The following is a 21939-nucleotide window of genomic DNA, read 5'->3' on the forward strand; positions in this document are numbered from 1 at the left end:
CCAACCACGAGTGACTACGCTTACACAAACTACAAAAAGATTGTGGTTACTTATACTAATTTCGTAAAACTACAAGCCCATAATTACAATACATAAGTAGTAACTTTTAGGTCATAATGCAGAATGAATAGTGGCTTTAGGATACTAGCACCACACCGGTTATTCCACGGTTACGGATTTTGCCAAATTTCGGGGCTGATCAACATCGGTACCTTTAAACACAGCGGTGAAGTATGCAAGCAACTGAATTGGTAGTGCGTAGATTAATGGCGCTAATAGGGGGTCGGCTTTTGGCATTTCTATAGAAGTTTCAGATTTTAATCCGGCCTCTCGAAGGCCGTCATTATCAGAAATTACTATCACATTTGCTTTTCGTGCGATTACCTCCTGCATATTTGAAATGCTTTTTTCAAATAAATTGTCATATGGCGCTAAAATAATGACTGGGACACTATCATCTATAAGTGCAATTGGACCATGTTTGAGTTCTCCAGAAGCATATCCTTCAGCATGAATATAGCTTATTTCTTTTAATTTTAATGCTCCCTCAAGGGCCAGCGGATACATTAAACCACGTCCCAAAAACAGTACATCACTAGTTGTCGACAATTTGTAAGAAATATCTTTTAGTGAATTAACATTTCCCAAGTATTGGTTGAGTATTGCTGGTAAGTTTTTTAAGTTATTGACTGTTTTTGAAATATCGGTTGAAGAAATTTCTGCTCTATCCTTTGCAGCCTTTAAAGTTGCCAACAACAATACGGCCAGTTGACATGTGAACGCTTTGGTTGAAGCTACGCCTATTTCTGGGCCAGCGTGAATCTCCAATACCTCATCACTTTCCCGAGCAATTGAGCTTGTAGAGACGTTCACAATGGAAATAATCTTTTCTGCTCTGCCGCTACAGTAGCGTAATGCTGCCAATGTATCTGCTGTTTCTCCCGATTGACTTACAAAAATTGCTACAGTGGCATGCTCAATCGGCGGCTCTCGGTATCGAAATTCGCTAGCAATATCAATTTCAACAGGGATTTTAGCTAGTTTTTCAATCCAATATTTTGCAACGTAACAAGCGTAGTATGCAGTTCCGCAGGCTACCAAAATAATCCTTGATACTTCCGTGAAGTTTATTTTTTTCAAAAGGTTAAATGTTGGTTTGCCGGTGCTGTCGCTAAGATAGGAACTAATTGCTCTTTCCAAAGCTATTGGTTGCTCGTGGATCTCTTTTTCCATAAAATGGCTAAAACCAGATTTATCATGAAAATTTATGCTTTGATTTAAGTATGTAATCTGTCGAGAAACAGAATTTCCCTTTATGTCATATATTTCTGCGCCTTCTCGAGTTAGTACAGCGTGATCTCCCTCTTCAAGATAGGCAACTTTTTTTGTCAGTGGCAGCAGTGCTAGAGCATCTGAACCAAGATATATTTCATTTTTGCCATATCCAACCGCTAAAGGCGATCCAGATCTTGCAGCAAAAATGAGATTTTTTTGTCCCTCAAATAGCATTGCTATTGCAAAAGAACCGCTAAGTTTCAATAATGTCTTTCTTGCCGCAACGAGTGGCTCATCTCCCTCATCGATAAATTTCGAGCACAAGATTGCAATTGTTTCAGAGTCGGTATCTGTTACAGCTTTGTAGCCCTCACATTTTAATTCTTCTCGAAGGGTAAGAAAGTTTTCGATTATACCATTATGTACAACTGAAACTGCGCCTCTAGTATGGGGGTGTGCATTTTTTTCGTTTGGCTCCCCGTGTGTTGCCCATCTAGTATGCCCAATCCCCGCTTTTCCTTTTAGCGGTTCAAAAACAAGTTTGTCTTGCAATTCTACTAGTTTGCCAACTGCTCGCCGTCGATCGAGTGAACCATCATCTTTCACGGTGGCAATGCCAGAGCTATCGTATCCCCGGTATTCCAAGCGCTTTAATGCTTCGACCAGAATTGGTGCTGCTTCATGTTTACCTAAGATTCCAATTATGCCACACATTATTTTGCCTTGGGATTTTTCTTGCGGCTTAAAACTGCTTTAAGTTTTTTAGCGCCACCCTTTTTATTACTTTGATCGGAGCGTGCAATGGCTAAATCTTGAGCTGCTACATCTTTCGTAATCACTGATCCGCTACCAGTCATTGCATTATTTCCTATATTCACGGGAGCAACAAGCATGGTATTTGACCCAATAAATACGTCTTCACCAATTACGGATTTATGCTTGTTAAAACCATCGTAATTACATGTGATCGTGCCGGCGCCAATATTTGTATTCTGACCAATCTCGGCGTCACCAATGTACGAAAGGTGGTTTATCTTTGAATGTTTTGCAACTTTTGCATTCTTTATTTCTACAAAGTTACCAATCTTAACACCCTTTGACAGATCTACTCCTGGTCTAATTCGAGCGAAGGGGCCAATATTGCAATCCTTAGAGATTTTACATCCCTCAAGATATGAGAATGCTTTGACCTTGCAGCCAGTGCCTATTGTAACGCCGGGCCCAAATATGACGTTTGGTTCAATGACCGTATCTTGGCCAAGGTTAGTATCTAATGAAAAGAAAACAGTCTCGGGCGCAACAAGATGAATGCCGTTATTCAAAGCCACATTCCGCGCTGTCTGTTGAAATCTTTTCTCAGCATAGGCGAGTTGCTGAGGCGAATTAATGCCTAGTGCTTCCGTCGGATCACAAGTCAAGTAGGTGCTACTCAGCCCTTCTGTTTTAGCTAATTCAATACAGTCGGTTAGATAAATTTCATTATTTTTATTATTTCTATCTAACTCTTTCAAAAGCTTTTTTATCAATACCGCGCTACCGGCCATAACGCCACTATTACATAACGTGATTGCTAACTCTTCATCGTTTGCGTCCTTGTGTTCGACTATTCGTAAAAGTTCTTTGTTTTTTGTAACTAGTCGCCCGTAACCGGTGGGATCTTGCGGATGAAAACCTAAAACTACCAAATCAGCTTGCTTACACTCATTTTCAATTTTAGTCATTGTTTTGGCTGATATAAAAGGAGTATCACCGAAAAGTACGATTAAATTACCATCAAAGTCTGCTAACTCGTTTGTGGCCACACCCACGGCATGACCTGTTCCTAGTTGTTCCTCTTGTATTGCAAAATCGATAGAGGTGACCTCATTTCCCAAGACCTTTTTTATCTCAGATTGTCCATGACCCAAAACAATCAAGATTTTTTTAGGATCAATTGATTTAGCTGTTCTTATGCAGTGAGAAATAAGTGGAAAATTTCCTACTTCATGTAAGACTTTAGGACGAGAAGAGATCATCCGAGTTCCTTTGCCTGCGGCCAGTATTATAACTGCAGTATCCATAGAAAATCCTTAATGTTTGAACCCGTTTTATCGAAAAAATGCTTCGTTGCAAGCGTAACTTGTGTCAAAATTAGTTGCTGAATGTTTCATTTTGTGGTGAAGATTCTAGCTAAAATACGTGGAGTTTAGATATGAAAACTGTTGTTTTTGACTTAGATGGCACACTTGCCGACACAAGCGCAGATTTAATATCAGCCGCTAATTTTTGTTTTGATAGTTTGGGTTACCCAAAGCTTCTAGATTGCAAAGAGGATGCTGGAGTGGCAATGCGTGGCGGTAGGGCAATGCTAGAATTAGGCTGCCAAAAAATTGGATTGAATGATGAGCAGTTTATTCACCAACAATATCCGATTCTTCTCAATGCTTATTCTAAAAGCTTGGACAAGCACACCGAATTTTTCCCACACGCGTTGGACTCTATTCGTCAGCTACAACTGCTGGGTGTAAACTCTGCTATTTGCACGAACAAGCCGTCTGCTTTGGCAGAAGAGTTGATGGTGCGGTTGGGGGCAAGACATTTGTTCCAAGAGTTAATTGGATCGGATACCCTTTTATCTAAAAAGCCTGATCCTGCTCCCTTCATAGCGGCCGTAACTGGCTCAGGCGGTCTTGTTGAACAATCATTGATGGTTGGTGATACTTCTACAGACTTTGATACAGCAAAGGCCGTTGGCGTACCAATAATTATGGTCGACTTTGGCTTTGCAGGCTTTGATTTTAGTGCCTCCAAACCTGATGCAATACTCAAATCTTTCTTAGATCTTCCAGAGATTGTAATTGGGCTGCTAGATGCATAGCTGCAAAAATAGGATACGAATGCCTAGTAGACTTTTGGTAAAAATAATAGCTTTTAACGATTTAATTCATTTGCCTAATTCGTATTGAAGAATTAAATCAGAGAAATCTGATATTATTTTCTCTATCTTAAATCTTTTGAGAAGTTTATTAAGAAGTTATTAATTTCAAAATCATTTTTCTGGTAATGAAACAATGGAAATATTCAACGGCAGTTTTACTCAACAAGAACCCTTATCCCAGGAAGCAATAAATGCAGCTTTACAAGTTCTACATTCGGGCCGCTTGCACCGATATAATTTAAAAGAGGGAGATGCAGGCGAGGTTGCTTTACTTGAGGTTGAATTTGCTAAAAGGGTGGCGTCAGAATTTTGTTTGGCGGTAGCCTCCGGCGGCTATGCCTTGGCTACAGCATTACGTGCTGTAGATGTAAAACCAGGGCAGAAGGTTTTGACAAATGCATTTACCTTGGCTCCTGTTCCGGGCGCAATTGCTTCAATTAATGCAGTTCCTCTTTTAGTTGAGGTTACTGAGAATTTAACGATCGACTTCGACGATCTAGAAGTAAAGGCCCCGCAATCTGATGTTCTCTTATTGAGCCATATGAGGGGACATATATGCGACATGGACAAACTTCTACAAATAACAAACCGGCACGGTATCAAGGTAATAGAGGATTGTGCTCATACAATGGGTGCGAGCTGGAATAAAAAACCATCTGGCTCTTATGGAATTATTGGTTGTTTTTCTACTCAAACTTACAAACATATAAATTCAGGCGAGGGTGGTTTAATTACTACGAACGATCCCGAAATAATGGCAAAATCTATTGCTTTATCGGGGTCTTACATGATGTTTGAAAAGCATCTGTCTGCTCCGGATAAAGCCCATTTTGATGTGGCAAAATATGAAACGCCAAACATATCTGGTCGTATGGACCAATTGAGAGCTGCCATTTTACGGCCGCAGCTCAAGGAGCTTGATAATCAGATTGCTCGCTGGAATGAGAGATACATGATAGTAGAGTCTTCTTTAAGGCCGGTGGAAGGTCTGCAAATAATTGAACGTCAAACCGAAGAGAATTTTGTTGGGTCATCTTTTCAATTTTTGCTGCTAAATCGGTCCTATGCTGAGATAAAAGCAATAGTTGAGGGCTGCAAAAGTAGGGGGGTTGAACTAAAATGGTTTGGCCAAGACGAGCCTATTGGCTTCACTTCAAAATATGATACCTGGAAATACATCCCATTTCAAAAAATGACTAAGTCCGATCGAATTATCAATTCAATATTAGATATGCGTTTACCTTTAACATTCTCATTAGAAGATTGTAAATTAATAGCTACGATAATTGGTCAAGAGGTAGAGCGCAAGAAACTATTCGAAAGAAATGGCTAGTGTGATAAAGAGTTATTTTATTGAGTAATATCTGGTACGGCTTTGGGGTCTGTGTTCTAATTGGGTTTATTTTAATGATGCGTTTAGGCTTTCAGACAGCTTATTTGGATGAAAGTGCGGTAATAGATCATTACGCTGAGCAGTATGTTACTACCATGCATGATAGAGGTATTGATGCCTCTGTATCAGATTGTGTTGCAGTTCAAGATGAGAGTTTTTGGATTCGATTAAGAATAGAATGCGATGGTGCCAAAATTGAAATTTATAAGATTGGACTTTGGGGCCAGCTTGTTAATGAAAACTCTCAGGTTTTTCGAAAAGATATATAATTGTGTCTTTGGAGAGGCAACTCTCCGGTAAAAAATTAGATCTCTTCTAAAAAGACCTCAAATTTTTTTGTCTACTAGGACAAAATGTACGCTTTATCATCTCTTCTGTACGTTGTTTAACTACAAAAAAAAGACTCGTGTTGACCCTGGCAAAGTCTGAGGTTAAACCACGATCAAGCCAAACTCGATGTGCGATGCATATTGAAACCTAGAAGGAGCCATCTGTGGACGAGATGTTGTCGGAATACCTCCCGATCCTCATATTTTTGGCTATAGCTTTAGCCTTGGGACTGCTTTTGTTGTTATCTGCTACAATAATCGCCGTTAGAAACCCCGATACTGAGAAAGTATCTGCTTACGAATGTGGCTTTAATGCATTTGATGATGCGAGAATGAAGTTTGACGTGAGATTTTACTTAGTCTCTATTTTATTCATCATTTTTGATCTTGAAATCGCTTTTTTATTTCCATGGGCTGTAGCATTTAAAGATGTTTCATTGTTGGGGTTTTGGTCGATGATGGTATTTCTTTTAATACTTACTATCGGCTTTGCTTATGAGTGGAAAAAAGGTGCTTTAGAATGGGAGTAATGACTGGGTCGAATACTGCTGGACGTGATTTCGAAGTGGAAACCACGGCCCTAAGTGGTCAGCTGCAGGACAAAGGCTATTTGCTTACAACTACTGAAGATGTCATAAACTGGGCAAGAACTGGGTCGCTTCATTGGATGACTTTCGGTTTGGCTTGCTGTGCAGTAGAAATGATGCACACCTCAATGCCACGATATGATTTAGAGCGTTTTGGTACTGCACCAAGGGCATCTCCGAGGCAATCTGACTTGATGATTGTTGCAGGCACTTTGACTAACAAAATGGCACCTGCTTTGAGAAAAGTTTATGATCAAATGCCAGAGCCAAGGTATGTTATATCAATGGGTTCATGCGCAAATGGTGGTGGATATTATCACTACTCATATTCAGTCGTTAGGGGGTGCGATCGAATTGTGCCAGTGGATGTGTATGTTCCTGGCTGCCCTCCAACCGCAGAGGCTCTGCTATACGGGATAATGGCGTTACAGCGTAAAATTCGGCGGACAGGAACTATTGTCCGATGATTGAAGCATTGCATGATCTGGCAGAATATGTAGAGCAGAAAAGAAGTGATTGTGTAATTTCTTGGGATGTTACGAATGGCGAACTCAACATTTCTGTTGCTCCTTCTAATATTGCAAGTTTTGTAGAGTTTCTTAGGTCCGACAATAGGTGTAAGTTCTCTACATTGGTGGATATAACAGGCGTTGATTACCCCGATAGAACAAAGCGCTTTGATGTGGTCTATCATTTATTGTCAATGTATCAGAACCACAGGATCAGATTGAAGGTTTCGATCAGGGAAAGTGAGGCGATTCACTCTATAGTAAGTGTTCATCCGAGCGCAAACTGGTTCGAACGAGAAGTTTTTGATATGTTCGGCATCCTGTTTAGAGATCACCCAGATTTGAGACGGATCCTTACAGATTATGGGTTCCAAGGTTTCCCTTTAAGGAAAGATTTTCCAACCACAGGTTATAACGAAGTGCGTTATGATGAAGTCCAGAAGAAAGTAGTTTATGAGCCAGTGAGCTTAACGCAGGAATATCGTCAGTTTGACTTTATGAGCCCCTGGGAGGGCGCGGAATACATAATTTCTGATGATGAGGCTGGGGGGGCAAACTAATGGACGGGTCAAAAGGTTTTAAGGATACTCTGACGAGCGAACAGAAAATTCGAAACTTCAATATTAATTTTGGTCCCCAACATCCTGCAGCACATGGTGTTTTAAGACTTGTTCTTGAGTTGGACGGTGAGATTGTCGACCGGTGTGATCCTCACATTGGTCTTCTGCATCGGGGTACTGAAAAATTAATGGAGAGTAGGACTTACCTACAGAACCTACCATACTTTGATCGTCTGGACTATGTGGCTCCAATGAACCAAGAGCATGCTTGGTGTCTTGCGATTGAAAAATTAACAAAAGTCAATGTACCAAGAAGAGCTTCGTTAATCAGGGTTTTGTATTCAGAGATAGGCAGAATACTGAACCATTTATTAAATGTTACCACCCAAGCTATGGATGTGGGAGCTTTAACACCTCCATTGTGGGGGTTTGAGGAGCGTGAGAAGCTAATGGTCTTCTACGAGCGGGCATGCGGTGCTCGTTTGCATGCCGCATATTTTAGACCGGGCGGGGTTCATCAGGACTTGCCAGACGATTTGCTGAAAGATATTGCGAATTGGGCAGATGAGTTCCCAGCAGTTTTGCAGGATATAGACGAATTATTGACTGAAAACAGAATTTTTAAACAGCGAAATGTCGATATAGGTATAGTATCAGAGGACGACATTCAAAAATTTGGTTTCTCAGGAGTAATGGTGCGGGGTTCGGGGTTGGCATGGGATTTAAGGCGTGCTCAACCTTACGAATGTTACGATGAGTTTGATTTTAAAGTGCCAGTTGGAAAAAATGGAGATTGTTATGATCGATATTTGGTTCGAATGGAGGAAATGCGGCAATCGCTCTCTATCATAAAGCAGGCGATACAAAAGCTTTTGGACGAGCCCGGTGATATCCTTGCTCGAGGTAAAATAACGCCTCCAAAACGTGCTGAGATGAAAGGTTCAATGGAGGCTTTGATTCATCATTTTAAGCTCTATACAGAGGGTTTTCATGTGCCCGAAGGAGAAATTTATTCTTGTGTTGAGGCTCCTAAAGGAGAATTTGGGGTTTATCTTGTCTCGGATGGCTCTAACAAGCCATATCGAGCAAAGTTGCGTGCGCCCGGCTACCTTCATTTGCAGGCGATGGATCACATGGCGTCTGGCCATCAGCTCGCAGATGTTGCTGCTATCATCGGAACCATGGATATAGTATTTGGAGAGATTGACCGCTAATGTTAAGACGATTGCATGAGGAGCAGCCTAGATCTTTCTCATTTACTCGTGAGAATAAAGTTTGGGCTGAAACTCAAATTAAAAAGTACCCTGCCGGTCGTGAGGCGTCTGCGATAATCCCTTTACTTTGGAGGGCGCAGGAGCAAGAGGGTTGGCTGACTCGGCCAGCTATAGAGTATGTCGCGGATTTGTTAGGCATGGCGTATATGAGGGCTTTGGAGGTCGCTACCTTTTATTTTATGTTCCACCTTAAGCCTGTTGGAAATATTGCTCACATCCAAGTTTGTGGTACTTTGTCGTGTATGCTCTGCGGCGCTGAAGATTTAATTTCAGTTTGTAAAGATAAAATCGCTCCTAATCCCCATCAGTTGTCAGAAGATGGTAAATTTAGTTGGGAGGAAGTAGAGTGCTTGGGTGCTTGTTCAAATGCTCCCATGGCGCAAATTGGTAAGGATTATTTTGAGGATTTGACTCAGGAATCTATTGGTCAGATAATCGATAATTTGTCGGCTGGGGAAATTCCGACGCCTGGTCCGCAGAATGGACGATTTGCCTCTGAGCCAAAAGATGGCCTGACATCTCTTATGGAAAATGAAAGTGGGCGTACAAAGTTTAATGGTAGTGTTCAAATGGCCGAAGATTTTAAGGATACTATAAAGCGAATAAATGGTACTGAGGCTGAATTGGTAACTCCATGGCTTCAGAGTAGTGGTAAAAAAACGAGCCAGTTGAGGATGAAGAAGCCAAAAACCTTTAAGTCTCCTCGAAAGTCAGTTCCAGAAGATTTATCAAATTTATTGGGCTTGGGCGAGAAAGCTAAAATTGAACTCAATAATCTGGGGGTATATCATAGCTCGCAAATATCAAAGTGGGACTCTGATGAAATTCACTGGGTGCATTCAAATTCATCTGGTTCGCTGAGCTTGAATAAGTTGAAAAGCTTTGTTGAGCAGGCAAAAAAATTACAAACAAACAAAGATGGGTAATTTAAGTTGGAAAGCATAATGCAGGCCAAAGAAAGCAGGAGAGAGGCAAAACAGGGCCGAGTGGTCGGTTTGGTCATCGCAACTTCCATGGTGATTTGGATATTAGCTCAGTCTTTAGGTCCTTATCTTGGACTGCCAGGGCGATACGCTATACTTATAGATTTTTTAGCACTGGTGGCTTTCCTTTGGGCCATAATATCTGGAATGCTGATGTGGCGGTCGCGTCGAACTAAAAGGAATGAAAAGTAAATGTTAAGCGACAGAGATCGGATCTTTACAAATATCTATGGCATGCACGACCGGACTCTTCGCGGAGCCATGGCGCGGGGACACTGGGATAATACTAAGTCGATATTAGTCAAAGGACGAGACTGGATTGTTGAGCAAATGAAAGCCTCGGGTCTGAGAGGCCGTGGAGGCGCCGGTTTCCCAACAGGACTAAAGTGGTCATTTATGCCAAAGGAAAGTGATGGGCGTCCATCTTATTTAGTAATTAATGCTGATGAAAGTGAGCCTGGCACATGTAAAGATAGAGAGATAATGAGGCACGATCCCCATACATTGATCGAGGGCTGTTTGATTGCTTCTTTTGCAATGAGTGCAAACTGTTGTTACATTTATATTCGAGGCGAGTACATCAGAGAAAAAGAAATGCTTCAGCGCGCAATTGACGAGGCATATGAAGCAGGTCTTGTTGGTAAAAATGCATGTAATTCTGGGTGGGATTTTGACATTTTCCTTCACCATGGAGCAGGTGCTTATATCTGTGGTGAGGAAACAGCTTTACTTGAAAGTTTAGAGGGTAAAAAGGGTATGCCTAGAATGAAGCCACCCTTTCCAGCTGGCGCTGGTTTGTACGGATGCCCCACCACCGTAAACAACGTTGAGTCGATAGCTGTTGTGCCGACTATTCTAAGACGCGGATCGGATTGGTTTTCATCTTTTGGAAGACCTAATAATTCTGGAACAAAGCTTTTTGCTATTTCTGGACATGTGAATAATCCGTGTGTGGTAGAGGAGGCTATGTCCATTTCTTTCCAAGAGTTGATCGATAAGCATTGTGGTGGCGTACGTGGAGGTTGGAAGAATTTGAAGGCAGTAATCCCAGGTGGTTCCTCAGTTCCATGTGTCCGCGGCGAAGATATGAAAGATGCAATCATGGATTTTGATTATCTGCGAAATGATTTAGGATCTGGGTTAGGCACCGCCGCAGTTATAGTAATGGACAATTCTGTAGATATTATTAAGGCTATATGGCGTTTATCAAAATTCTATAAGCATGAAAGTTGTGGCCAGTGCACACCATGTCGCGAAGGTACAGGCTGGATGATGAGAGTTATGGAGCGACTTGTTCACGGTAATGCAGAAAAAGATGAGATTGATATGCTTTTCGATGTAACTAAGCAGGTTGAAGGGCATACGATTTGTGCTTTAGGAGATGCCGCTGCATGGCCAATTCAGGGTCTCATAAGGAATTTCAGAGATGAGATAGAGGAGAGAATATTAAATAGAGATATCGCCCATGTTAGTAAACCTTTAGCTGCTGAGTAATGTAACATTGAGTAATTATATGTTCATACCGTTATCTATGTTACTTCTTTTTGGATGTTCCGCTCGCATCAATGAAAATCGAGTTTCTTTTGATGGTTTTATGTTCAATTCGAAGTTAAAAGTCGGTGTAAATAAGAAAGATTTTGAGATCACAGTGCTGCGCGCTAACCGTTCTTTAAGTGGAGCAAAAGAAGCCGGACGATATGAAGCAACAATTTACTGTGTTAATAAATTCGGTACGTCTGATATTGTCTGGGATCTCGATCCAGAAGACGTGTCGGAAGTTTCATCCAGCAAGTCAATATTTATTAAAGGTCGTTGCAGAATATGAAAATCTTGAAGTATTTGTTCTAAACAGCATTTTTGAAACATAATACCTAATAATAACATTAAAAAAATCCTATAATATATTGAAAAAAAGTGAAAATAGCTATCAATAAGAAATATGACAGATGTAAAAAAAATCATAATCGATAATCAAGAAATTGAAGTTGATTCCGAAATGACACTCATTCAGGCCTGTGAGTTAGTCGGTATAGAAATTCCAAGATTTTGTTATCATGAGCGGTTGTCTATCGCTGGGAACTGTCGGATGTGCTTGGTAGAAGTGGTCGGTGGTCCTCCAAAGCCTACTGCATCGTGTGCTATGCAAGTTAAGGATCTACGCCCAGGACCTGAGGGGCAACCTCCAGTGGTTCGCACAAACTCCAAAATGGTCAAAAAGGCCCGTGAAGGAGTAATGGAATTCTTGTTGATTAATCACCCACTTGACTGTCCAATTTGTGATCAGGGAGGTGAATGCGATCTTCAGGATCAAGCAATGGCGTTCGGCGTGGACTTTAGTAGATTTAAAGAGCCTAAGCGCGCGGTAGATGATCTCGCTTTAGGGCCACTTGTGTCCACTAATATGACGAGATGCATAAGTTGTACACGATGTGTTAGATTCACCTCGGAAGTAGCTGGGATAAGTCAAATGGGACAAACAGGTCGTGGTGAAGATGCTGAAATAACCAGCTACCTAAACCAGACTTTAGATAGCAACTTGCAGGGTAATATTATTGATCTCTGCCCGGTAGGGGCTTTAACCTCTAAGCCTTATGCTTTTACAGCTAGACCGTGGGAACTATCAAACACAGAGACAATTGATGTTATGGATGCATTAGGGTCCAACATAAGAGTTGATACAAAAGGGCGCGAAGTTATGCGCATTCTGCCTCGTAATCATGACGGTGTAAACGAGGAATGGATTTCAGATAAAACTCGATTTGTATGGGATGGTTTGAGGCGTCAGAGATTGGATAAACCTTACATACGGAAAGATGGTAAGTTGGTGTCTGTAGACTGGAATGAGGCTTTGAACTTTGCAGCTGAGTCACTTTTGGGCAAAAATATTATGGGACTCGTTGGGGATTTAACTTCAACAGAGTCAGCTTACTCCCTGAAAAAATTGGTAACGAAGCTTGGTGGGGTTGTAGAATGCAGAACAGATGGTTCCAAGCTGCCAATCGACAATAGGTCCGGATACGTTGGTAATGCTAATATCGATGATATCGATCTTGTTGATGAGATTTTTTTGATTGGAAGTAATCCACGTAATGAGGCGCCTGTTCTGAACGCTCGAATACGGAAAGCATGGTCTGAAGGAGCGAATGTGCATTTGTTAGGACCCAAAGCAGAGCTTACTTATGACTATTCTTACCTTGGATCTGACCGCTCAGCTTTAAGGAAACTTACAACCCGTGGTTTAAAGGTTGGCAAGGGCAGGAGCGCTGTTGTGATTTTAGGTGTTGGCGCTTTGACAGATGCAGATGGTGCTGCAGTACTTGGTCATGTAATGCAGCTGGTAAGTGGCACAAATTGCAAGCTTTTAGTGCTGCATAATGCCGCTTCTCGAGTGGGAGCTATGGATGTAGGAGCGAACAATCCTAAGGGTATTTCCGATTTAATAAATTATGATGTGATATTTAATCTTGGTTCGGATGAAATGGAAATTCCAAATGGGCCGTTTGTAATTTATCAGGGCAGCCACGGTGATAGAGGAGCTCACAGAGCTGATATAATTCTTCCGGCTGCCGCTTACACAGAAGAAAGTGGTATATTTGTAAACACAGAAGGTCGGCCACAAATGGCTAATAGGTCTGGGTTTGCACCAGGTGATGCTAGGGAAAATTGGGCAATTCTAAGAGCTCTTTCTCAAAAAATGGACGTAACACTGAATTTTGACACGTTGGGTCAACTTCGCGAGGCTCTTTTTATTGAGCATCCCCATTTAAAAAATATTGATCTTCCATTGGAAAATGAATGGCGTAATGAAATGGTGGGGGATTTAGATAAGGGTGATTTTACTTTTGCAATTAAGGATTTTTACCTAACAAACCCAATAGCTAGGGCCTCAACTTTGATGAGTGAATTGTCAGCTCAAACTAAAGCCAGAAAATCTAGCAGAATTGCAGCGGAGTGATCTTATGCTCAAAAAAACATATCTGTTTAAGAGAAAAAGACCACTGCCAATGGTGTCATTTATGTCAGAACTATTGGGTGTTCAATTTCGACCTATTGAGTATATAAAATTGCCAACTCTGTTCCTGTGCAAAATATCGGATGGGTACAATTACAAAGTGAGGACTAATGGCTGAATTTTTCGCTTCCTCTTGGGGCATTGCGTTAATTTTAATTTCTCAAGGATTGATGATGGCAGTCTTTTTGCTGCTTTCTGCCTATTTTTTAATTTATGCAGACCGTAAAGTCTGGGCGGCCGTTCAAATGAGACGTGGTCCTAATGTTGTGGGTGCTTTTGGGTTGCTTCAGTCTGGAGCTGACATGCTTAAGCTTGTCTTCAAAGAGATTATAATACCAGCTGGTGCAGATAAGCCGGTATTCTTCTTGGCTCCTCTGATTTCTTTTGTAATGGCTATTCTTGCTTGGGCAGTTATCCCATTAAACGACGGTTGGGTTCTATCCGAGATCAATGTAGCCCTATTGTTCGTTTTCGCGATTTCCTCCTTGGAGGTGTATGGAGTGATTATGGGGGGATGGGCATCTAACTCAAAATATCCGTTTCTTGGATCACTGAGGTCGGCCGCACAGATGATTTCATACGAAGTATCAATTGGGCTCATAATTATTGGTGTTATTATCTCAACCGGATCTATGAACTTCGGGGATATAGTTAGGGCTCAGGAAGGTGAATTTGGAATTTTTAACTGGTACTGGTTGCCACATCTTCCAATGGTTTTTCTCTTTTTCATATCCGCGTTAGCCGAAACAAATAGACCGCCTTTTGACCTGCCAGAGGCTGAAAGTGAATTGGTTGCAGGCTTTCAGGTTGAGTATAGCTCTACGCCTTTTTTATTGTTTATGGCCGGTGAGTTAATTGCGGTCTTTCTTATGTGCGCTCTAACAACGCTGTTGTTTTTTGGGGGGTGGTTATCGCCAATTCCTGGTCTTGCAGATGGGTTTCATTGGATGCTCGCAAAGATGGGTTTTTTCTTTTTCATCTTCGCAATGGTAAAAGCAATAACTCCCAGGTACCGTTATGATCAATTAATGAGGTTGGGGTGGAAAGTATTTTTGCCAATTTCTTTAGGTTGGGTTATCATCGTAGCTTTTCTTGCAAAATTTAACATGTTTGGCGGCGCATACGCACGTTGGGTAATCGGAGCTTAAATCATGAGTAAAATTGATTACACGAGAGCAGTAAAATACTTTCTGCTAATCGATATATGGACTGGTTTTAAGCTAGGATTTAAGTATTTTTTTTCACGTAAAACGACACTCAATTATCCACATGAAAAGGGGGAATTAAGTCCACGTTTTCGTGGTGAGCATGCGCTTCGTCGATATCCGAATGGTGAGGAAAGATGTATAGCATGTAAGCTCTGCGAAGCGATCTGTCCTGCTCAGGCAATTACAATTGATGCTGAACCCAGGGGTGACGGTAGCAGGCGGACAACTAGATATGATATCGATATGACAAAGTGTATTTATTGTGGTTTTTGTCAAGAAGCCTGCCCAGTTGATGCCATAGTAGAGGGGCCAAATTTTGAGTTTTCCACTGAGACTAGAGAAGAGCTTTTTTACGACAAAGAGAAATTATTAGCAAATGGTGACAGGTGGGAATCTGAAATTGCGAAAAATTTAGAAATGGATGCACCTTACCGATGAGCAGTGATCAAAATCCATATGAGCAGATGTTCAGCTTCGTAAACGAAGTATTTAAAAATGCGGGTATGGACAATTATGACCTATCTGTGGACGAGTATGCAAAACGTGGGCCGACTATGCCCAAAGAGGCTATGGAATTTCTTTTTGGAAATACATTTAATAAATTGGGCTTAGACGCCAAAACAAAGCTATTTTTGACATTAGCAGGAGTACTAGCTCAGGGCATGCAGAGCGAGCAAGTTTTGAGGCAAACTATACGCCATTTGCGAGAAGCAGAGGTGTCAGCTGAAAATATATCAGAAGCAATTATGCTTCTTTCATTATTTTCAGGACCTTTGGTAACTACAAAAGCTTTGAAAATCACACACGAAATCAGTGAAGAATTAAAGGATTCATAGACTTGAGTATTTTTGTTTTAACCTTTTATCTGTTTTCATTAAGCGTGATTGCCGGTGGCCTAATGACAGTGATTAGTCGAAATCCAGTACATTCGGTTTTATGGCTTATACTGGCTTTTTTATCGTCTGCAGGGTTGTTTGTGTTACTTGGTGCAGAGTTTTTAGCAATGCTTCTAATAATTGTTTATGTCGGAGCAGTCGCAGTTTTATTTCTTTTTGTTGTTATGATGCTTGATGTTGATTTTTCTACTTTAAAGGCAGAAATGGCCGGTTATCTCCCAATTGCTCTCCTTATAGGTGTTGTGCTGGTTATGCAGCTCGCTATGGCATTTGGGGTATGGTCTTATGCAGACACTGCTGTAGGAGCGCGAGAGGTTTTGCTAAACCCTGAATACCACAACACACAAGCCCTAGGTCTGATTTTGTACGACAAATATTTTATTTTATTTCAGCTGTCAGGACTAATTCTTCTAGTGTCAATGATTGGGGCCATAGTTCTCACTTTGCGCCATCGCAAAAATGTAAAAAGACAAAATATTCTTTCACAAATATACAGAGACCCCGATAAGTCATTAGAAATAGTAGATGTAAAACCTGGGCAAGGTTTGTAAAGAAACGGCGATTAAAAAAGGGAATAAACTTAATATGATAGGCATAGAGCATTATCTAACCACCGCCTCGATACTTTTCGTTATTGGAATTTTTGGCCTTTTTCTCAATAGGAAAAACGTGATTATTCTTCTTATGTCAATTGAACTAATGTTGCTGGCTGTAAATATTAATCTAGTTGCCTTTTCTAGCTATCTTGGGGATTTGGTTGGACAGGTTTTTACTCTGTTTATTCTTACTGTTGCGGCGGCTGAGGCTGCAATAGGTCTAGCTATAATCGTTAGTTTTTTCCGAAACCGCGGAACGATTGCGGTTGAAGATGTAAATGTGATGAAGGGCTAACTTCTATGGAATTATTTGTCATATTTTCCCCACTCGTCGGGGCTATTCTTGCGGGTTTTGGATGGAAAATTATTGGTGAAAAAGCAGCTCTTATTTTGGCTACTTTGTTACTTTTTTTAGCGTGTTTCGTCAGTTGGTTTCTTTTTATAGGTTTTGACGGTGATCTGAGAATTACAGAAATTTCCAAATGGATGAGTTCGGGGTCCCTTGAAGCTTATTGGGCTATTCGTTTTGATCGTTTAACAGCAATCATGTTGATCGTAGTGACCACTGTTTCTGCATTGGTGCATCTATATAGTTTCGGCTACATGGATCATGATCCCAACTGGGAGCATGATGAAAGTTACAGACCGCGTTTCTTTGCATATTTATCGTTCTTTACATTTGCGATGCTAATGTTAGTGACTTCTGATAATTTACTTCAAATGTTCTTCGGATGGGAAGGTGTCGGCGTAGCATCCTATTTGCTTATTGGCTTCTACTACAAAAAACCAACTGCTAATTCAGCGGCAATTAAAGCTTTTGTCGTCAATAGAGTAGGTGATTTTGGATTCGCGTTAGGTATATTTGGAATTTTCTACTTAACCGGTAGCATTCAGTTCTCCGATGTTTTTTTATTAGCACCGGGTTTAGTAGATCAAGAAATAAGCTTTCTATGGACTGAGTGGAATGCTGCTAACTTAATTGCCTTTCTTTTGTTTGTTGGAGCAATGGGCAAGTCTGCTCAGCTTTTCCTCCATACTTGGCTGCCAGACGCTATGGAAGGTCCTACTCCGGTTTCAGCACTCATTCATGCCGCAACGATGGTTACAGCAGGTGTTTTCCTTGTTTGTCGTATGTCTCCGCTCATGGAGTTTGCGCCGAATGCAATGGCCTTTATTACGTTCATTGGAGCCACGACAGCATTTTTTGCTGCTACTATCGGTCTTGTGCAGAATGATATCAAAAGGGTTATTGCATATTCGACGTGCTCTCAACTTGGGTATATGTTCGTTGCTGCCGGCTCGGGAGTGTACTCAGCAGCAATGTTCCATTTGTTCACGCATGCATTTTTCAAGGCTCTGCTATTTTTAGGTGCTGGGTCAGTTATACACGCTATGCATCATGAGCAAGATATGAGAAATTATGGCGGTTTGAGAAAGAAAATACCGTACACTTTTGTCGCTATGATGATTGGGACATTAGCAATAACGGGTGTTGGTATTCCTTTAACGCATTACGGGTTTGCTGGGTTTTTGTCCAAAGACGCAATAATCGAAAGTGCTTACGCAGCGTCGGTAGGTGGTTACTCGTTCTGGATGTTGGTTATATCGGCGTTGTTTACGTCTTTTTACAGTTGGAGGCTAATCTTTATGACATTTTACGGTAAGCCTCGTGGAGATTCACACACTCATACTTCAGCCCATGAAAGCCCTAAAGTGATGATTATACCGTTGGCTATTCTATCATTAGGAGCAATATTTTCAGGAATGATTTGGTACAAAAGCTTTTTTGGCGATCATTACAGCGTAAATAAGTTTTTTGGTATTGAAGAAACGGAATACCACTCGCAATATAATGATGATAATCATGGGTCTTCAGATGTAAAAAATGAGGGTTTGAGTAACCACTCATCTTTTTATATGCCATCAGGTGCTATTTACATGGCTCCTGATAATCACATTTTGGATGAAGCTCACCATGTTCCTAAATGGGTTAAATTGAGTCCTTTTATGGCTATGCTGTTAGGGTTTATACTATCTTACATCTTTTATATTTGGCGTACAGATCTACCCCAAAAATTAGCTGAGAACCAAAGGCCTTTATATCTCTTCCTACTCAACAAATGGTACTTTGATGAAGTTTATGAAATTCTTTTTGTTCGGTCTGCTAAGTTTTTCGGACGCCTTTTGTGGAAGAAGGGCGATGGTACGGTAATAGATGGGTTTATAGATAATCTTTCGATGGTATTTATTCCATTGCTTACGAGACTGGCCGGGCGTGCCCAGTCAGGATATATTTTTACTTATGCTTTTGCCATGGTCCTAGGAATTGTTGTTCTTATTACATGGATGACATTAGGGACAGGTAGCTAATATGGATTATTTTTTACTTTCCATAGTCACCTTCATACCTGCTATATCTGCGCTTATTTTGCTAGTAGTAGCGAGAGGGAATGATGCAGCGGCAGCTTTAGTTGCAAAAAGGTTTGCTCTTTTTGCAACTGGAGTAACATTTTTTGTTTCCCTATTCATCATAGCGCAATTTGAGCCGGAAAATACTGGTTTTCAAATGGTGGAGGAAGCTGAATGGATAATGGGTTTAAAGTATAAGCTGGGTATTGATGGAATAAGTGTTCTTTTTGTAATCCTCACTACTTTTATGATGCCAATTGTCATATGGGCCAGCTGGGGTATCGAAGTACGTGTTAAGGAATATATGATCGCGTTCTTATTGCTGGAAACACTCATGCTGGGTGTTTTTATGGCATTAGATTTAGTGTTGTTCTATCTCTTCTTTGAGGCTGGTTTAATTCCGATGTTTTTAATAATTGGAATTTGGGGTGGAGCTAATAGAGTTTACGCATCATTCAAGTTTTTTCTCTATACCCTTTTGGGATCAGTTTTAATGCTCATTGCGATGGTTGTGATGTATGCTGAAGCAGGCACAACTGATATTGAATCTCTAATGCTTCATCAATTCGCATTTGATGATTTTAATTTGTTTGGTTTTCAGATTTTAGGCGGAACGCAAACGTTGCTATTTTTAGCATTCTTTGCAAGTTTTGCGGTGAAGATGCCCATGTGGCCAGTGCATACATGGTTACCGGATGCCCACGTTCAGGCGCCAACTGCAGGGTCAGTAGTGCTTGCTGCTATCTTACTAAAGATGGGTGGCTATGGTTTCTTAAGATTCAGCCTGCCGATGTTTCCGGTTGGTTCATATATAATGACTGATTTTATTCTTTGGTTATCGGTAATCGCTATTGTTTATACTTCATTAGTTGCACTAGTCCAAAGCGATATGAAGAAGTTAATTGCTTACTCTTCTGTTGCTCACATGGGGTACGTAACCATTGGGATTTTTGCTGCCAACCAACAAGGAATTGATGGTGCTATTTTCCAAATGCTGAGTCATGGGTTTATTTCGGGAGCGTTATTTCTCTGCGTTGGCGTTATTTACGACAGAATGCATACTCGTGAGATAGAGGCCTATGGTGGCTTGGTGAATAGAATGCCGGCTTATGCACTCATATTTATGTTCTTTACGATGGCTAATGTAGGCTTGCCTGGCACCTCAGGTTTTGTGGGGGAGTTTCTTACGTTAGTTGGGATTTTTAAGGTTAACACGTGGATTGCTTTGCTGGCGACATCAGGTGTCGTTTTGTCAGCGGCTTATGCCCTTTGGTTATATCGTCGCGTAATGATGGGAGATTTAATAAAGGAAGCGCTTCGTACGATCCAGGATATGTCTCTACGGGAGAGGGCGGTATTCGCTCCTCTTGTATTCATGACTTTGTTATTGGGGGTATATCCCGTTCTTGCTCTTGACTTGATAGGTCCATCGGTACAGAGCCTTATCGACAATTATAATTCTGCCCTTTCAATTGCAGGCATTGATGGCAACACAATGATAGCATCACATTAACGGAGCAATATTTAATATGATCCAAAATGATTTAAATTTAATTTTGCCTGAAATAATTCTATCTATTTTTGCAATGCTGGCATTACTATTTGGTGTTTATAGAGGTCAGGATAAAAAAACAGCAACTTTAACTTTAGCTACTGCAGGGCTTATGTTGATTGTTGGCATGTGGATGATATTAGGTGGCTCATCAAGTGAGGCTGCGTTTAATAACATGTTTATTAGCGATGCATTTTCCAGATACGCAAAAGCGCTGATTTTGCTGTCTTCGGCTGCGGTTCTAATTATGAGCTTAGGCTACATGCTTAGACATGATTTGGGACGTTTTGAATATCCAATTTTAATAATTTTTTCAGTTGTTGGAATGATGTTTATGGTGTCTGCTAACGATCTTATGGTATTATATCTAGGCTTAGAATTGCAGTCGTTGGCACTCTATGTGGTTGCTTCCATCAGACGTGAAAGTCTCAAGTCTACAGAAGCCGGTATGAAGTATTTTGTTTTGGGGGCATTGTCGTCTGGGTTATTGTTGTACGGAGCGTCGTTAATATATGGTTATTCAGGATCAACAAACTTTCAGTCTATAATTATATCTTTGGATTCTGGCAGTGTTAGCCTTGGTCTGATGTTTGGAATGATTTTATTAGTCGCAGGGCTTGCATTTAAGATTTCAGCGGTACCATTTCACATGTGGACACCAGATGTTTACGAGGGATCCCCAACTCCAGTTACAGCTTTTTTATCGACAGCCCCTAAGATTGCCGCAATGGCTCTTTTTGCACGGGTTGTTTATGATGCCTTTTATGTTTTAATTTCTGACTGGCAGCAGGTTGTTGCTCTGATGTCTGTTCTTTCGATGTTTGTTGGGGCAATCGCGGCAATTGGACAGACAAATATTAAGCGTTTGATGGCTTACTCGTCTATTGCGCACATGGGTTATGCTATGATTGGACTTGCCTCAGGAACGTTATTAGGTCTCCAGGCAATGCTGGTTTACATGGCGATATACTTAGCGATGAATATTGGCACTTTTGCATTCATAATGTCGATGGAAAGAGATGGACAGCCTGTAACTGACATTGGTTCCTTATCACAGTTAGGCGTAAAGCAACCTGGGAGAGCGTTAGCTATGTTGGTACTTCTTTTCAGCCTTGCCGGTGTTCCCCCTCTGGTAGGATTTTTTGGTAAACTGTACGTTTTAAGGGCCGCTTATGATGCAGGGTTGATTTGGTTGGCGGTTATGGGTGTTTTGGCTTCCGTTATTGGGGCATATTACTATCTAAGACTTGTGTATTTGATGTACTTTGGCGAGAAACAAGATCTTTCTTTAGATATAGTTAAGTCACCAATATTGCCAGGTTTTGCTGCAACTGCAGCAGTTGTAATGGTGATTGGAATTATCAATCTTTTTGGAATAGAGGCTGCTGCAAGTTTAGCCGCTAGTTCTTTGATTAATTAGGTATTAATATTTCTTACGA

22 protein-coding genes are annotated in these 21939 nt (G+C 41.0%); 20 read left to right on the forward strand and 2 right to left on the reverse strand.

Annotation, left to right across the window (positions count from 1 at the left end; genetic code table 11):
• Positions 1–159: 159 nt before the first annotated feature.
• Complete coding sequence (gene glmS / locus ACTF5Q_RS09235; RefSeq protein ID WP_438954328.1) at positions 160–1989, reverse strand: glutamine--fructose-6-phosphate transaminase (isomerizing); 1830 nt, start codon at positions 1987–1989, stop codon at positions 160–162.
• Positions 1989–3335: a bifunctional UDP-N-acetylglucosamine diphosphorylase/glucosamine-1-phosphate N-acetyltransferase GlmU gene (gene glmU, locus ACTF5Q_RS09240; RefSeq protein ID WP_438954329.1), complete on the reverse strand. Its 1347-nt coding sequence runs from the start codon at positions 3333–3335 to the stop codon at positions 1989–1991. The genes glmS and glmU overlap by 1 nt, the downstream gene beginning before the upstream one ends.
• Before the next feature lie 131 nt (positions 3336–3466).
• On the opposite strand from glmU, the gene ACTF5Q_RS09245 reads away from it, so the two are divergent.
• The 20 genes from ACTF5Q_RS09245 to nuoN all read left to right on the forward strand — a co-directional run bounded on the left by ACTF5Q_RS09245 (position 3467) and on the right by nuoN (position 21920).
• Positions 3467–4132 (forward strand): HAD-IA family hydrolase, encoded by a 666-nt coding sequence (locus ACTF5Q_RS09245; protein WP_438954330.1) that lies wholly within the window; start codon positions 3467–3469, stop codon positions 4130–4132.
• A gap of 193 nt (positions 4133–4325) precedes the next feature.
• Entirely contained in the window at positions 4326–5525 is a 1200-nt protein-coding gene (locus ACTF5Q_RS09250; protein ID WP_438954331.1) for a DegT/DnrJ/EryC1/StrS family aminotransferase, read from the forward strand.
• A gap of 20 nt (positions 5526–5545) precedes the next feature.
• Entirely contained in the window at positions 5546–5854 is a 309-nt protein-coding gene (locus tag ACTF5Q_RS09255; RefSeq protein WP_438954332.1) for a hypothetical protein, read from the forward strand.
• A gap of 224 nt (positions 5855–6078) precedes the next feature.
• The gene (locus tag ACTF5Q_RS09260; protein ID WP_153692115.1) at positions 6079–6444 is read left to right on the forward strand and encodes an NADH-quinone oxidoreductase subunit A; all 366 of its coding nucleotides are present in this window, start codon (positions 6079–6081) and stop codon (positions 6442–6444) included.
• On the forward strand, positions 6435–6968 hold the full coding sequence (locus ACTF5Q_RS09265; protein ID WP_438954333.1) for a NuoB/complex I 20 kDa subunit family protein: 534 nt from the start codon (positions 6435–6437) through the stop codon (positions 6966–6968). Before ACTF5Q_RS09260 ends, ACTF5Q_RS09265 begins: the two co-directional genes overlap by 10 nt.
• Entirely contained in the window at positions 6965–7570 is a 606-nt protein-coding gene (locus ACTF5Q_RS09270; protein ID WP_438954334.1) for an NADH-quinone oxidoreductase subunit C, read from the forward strand. Before ACTF5Q_RS09265 ends, ACTF5Q_RS09270 begins: the two co-directional genes overlap by 4 nt.
• Entirely contained in the window at positions 7570–8784 is a 1215-nt protein-coding gene (locus ACTF5Q_RS09275) for an NADH-quinone oxidoreductase subunit D (protein WP_438954335.1), read from the forward strand. Before ACTF5Q_RS09270 ends, ACTF5Q_RS09275 begins: the two co-directional genes overlap by 1 nt.
• A complete protein-coding gene (gene nuoE / locus ACTF5Q_RS09280; RefSeq protein WP_438954336.1) occupies positions 8784–9770 on the forward strand; it encodes an NADH-quinone oxidoreductase subunit NuoE in 987 nt (328 codons plus the stop codon). Before ACTF5Q_RS09275 ends, nuoE begins: the two co-directional genes overlap by 1 nt.
• 18 nt (positions 9771–9788) lie before the next feature.
• Entirely contained in the window at positions 9789–10019 is a 231-nt protein-coding gene (locus ACTF5Q_RS09285; RefSeq protein ID WP_438954337.1) for a DUF5337 domain-containing protein, read from the forward strand.
• Positions 10020–11321, forward strand: coding sequence for an NADH-quinone oxidoreductase subunit NuoF (gene nuoF, locus ACTF5Q_RS09290; protein WP_438954338.1), 1302 nt, complete (start codon positions 10020–10022; stop codon positions 11319–11321).
• Between the two features lie 19 nt (positions 11322–11340).
• On the forward strand, positions 11341–11652 hold the full coding sequence (locus ACTF5Q_RS09295; protein ID WP_438954339.1) for a hypothetical protein: 312 nt from the start codon (positions 11341–11343) through the stop codon (positions 11650–11652).
• Between the two features lie 114 nt (positions 11653–11766).
• Complete coding sequence (gene nuoG / locus ACTF5Q_RS09300; RefSeq protein ID WP_438954340.1) at positions 11767–13782, forward strand: NADH-quinone oxidoreductase subunit NuoG; 2016 nt, start codon at positions 11767–11769, stop codon at positions 13780–13782.
• 167 nt (positions 13783–13949) lie between these two features.
• Positions 13950–14987 carry an NADH-quinone oxidoreductase subunit NuoH gene (gene nuoH / locus ACTF5Q_RS09305; RefSeq protein ID WP_438954341.1) on the forward strand — a complete coding sequence of 346 codons (1038 nt, stop codon included), beginning with the start codon at positions 13950–13952 and terminating at the stop codon, positions 14985–14987.
• A 3-nt stretch (positions 14988–14990) separates the two neighbouring features.
• Complete coding sequence (gene nuoI / locus ACTF5Q_RS09310) at positions 14991–15485, forward strand: NADH-quinone oxidoreductase subunit NuoI (RefSeq protein ID WP_438954342.1); 495 nt, start codon at positions 14991–14993, stop codon at positions 15483–15485.
• Positions 15482–15883: a carboxymuconolactone decarboxylase family protein gene (locus ACTF5Q_RS09315; protein WP_438954343.1), complete on the forward strand. Its 402-nt coding sequence runs from the start codon at positions 15482–15484 to the stop codon at positions 15881–15883. The genes nuoI and ACTF5Q_RS09315 overlap by 4 nt, the downstream gene beginning before the upstream one ends.
• 8 nt (positions 15884–15891) lie before the next feature.
• Positions 15892–16494, forward strand: a complete 603-nt coding sequence (locus ACTF5Q_RS09320; protein ID WP_438954391.1) for an NADH-quinone oxidoreductase subunit J — start codon at positions 15892–15894, stop codon at positions 16492–16494.
• Between the two features lie 34 nt (positions 16495–16528).
• Complete coding sequence (gene nuoK, locus ACTF5Q_RS09325; RefSeq protein ID WP_153692126.1) at positions 16529–16834, forward strand: NADH-quinone oxidoreductase subunit NuoK; 306 nt, start codon at positions 16529–16531, stop codon at positions 16832–16834.
• A gap of 5 nt (positions 16835–16839) precedes the next feature.
• A complete protein-coding gene (nuoL, locus tag ACTF5Q_RS09330) occupies positions 16840–18909 on the forward strand; it encodes an NADH-quinone oxidoreductase subunit L (protein WP_438954344.1) in 2070 nt (689 codons plus the stop codon).
• A gap of 1 nt (position 18910) precedes the next feature.
• Complete coding sequence (locus ACTF5Q_RS09335) at positions 18911–20461, forward strand: NADH-quinone oxidoreductase subunit M (protein ID WP_438954345.1); 1551 nt, start codon at positions 18911–18913, stop codon at positions 20459–20461.
• A gap of 16 nt (positions 20462–20477) precedes the next feature.
• Positions 20478–21920, forward strand: coding sequence for an NADH-quinone oxidoreductase subunit NuoN (gene nuoN / locus ACTF5Q_RS09340; RefSeq protein ID WP_438954346.1), 1443 nt, complete (start codon positions 20478–20480; stop codon positions 21918–21920).
• Positions 21921–21939 lie beyond the last annotated feature (19 nt).

The sequence above is a fragment of the Candidatus Salinivivens marinus genome (genome assembly GCF_965655845.1).
GTDB lineage: Bacteria > Pseudomonadota > Alphaproteobacteria > Rhodobacterales > Rhodobacteraceae > Salinivivens > Salinivivens marinus.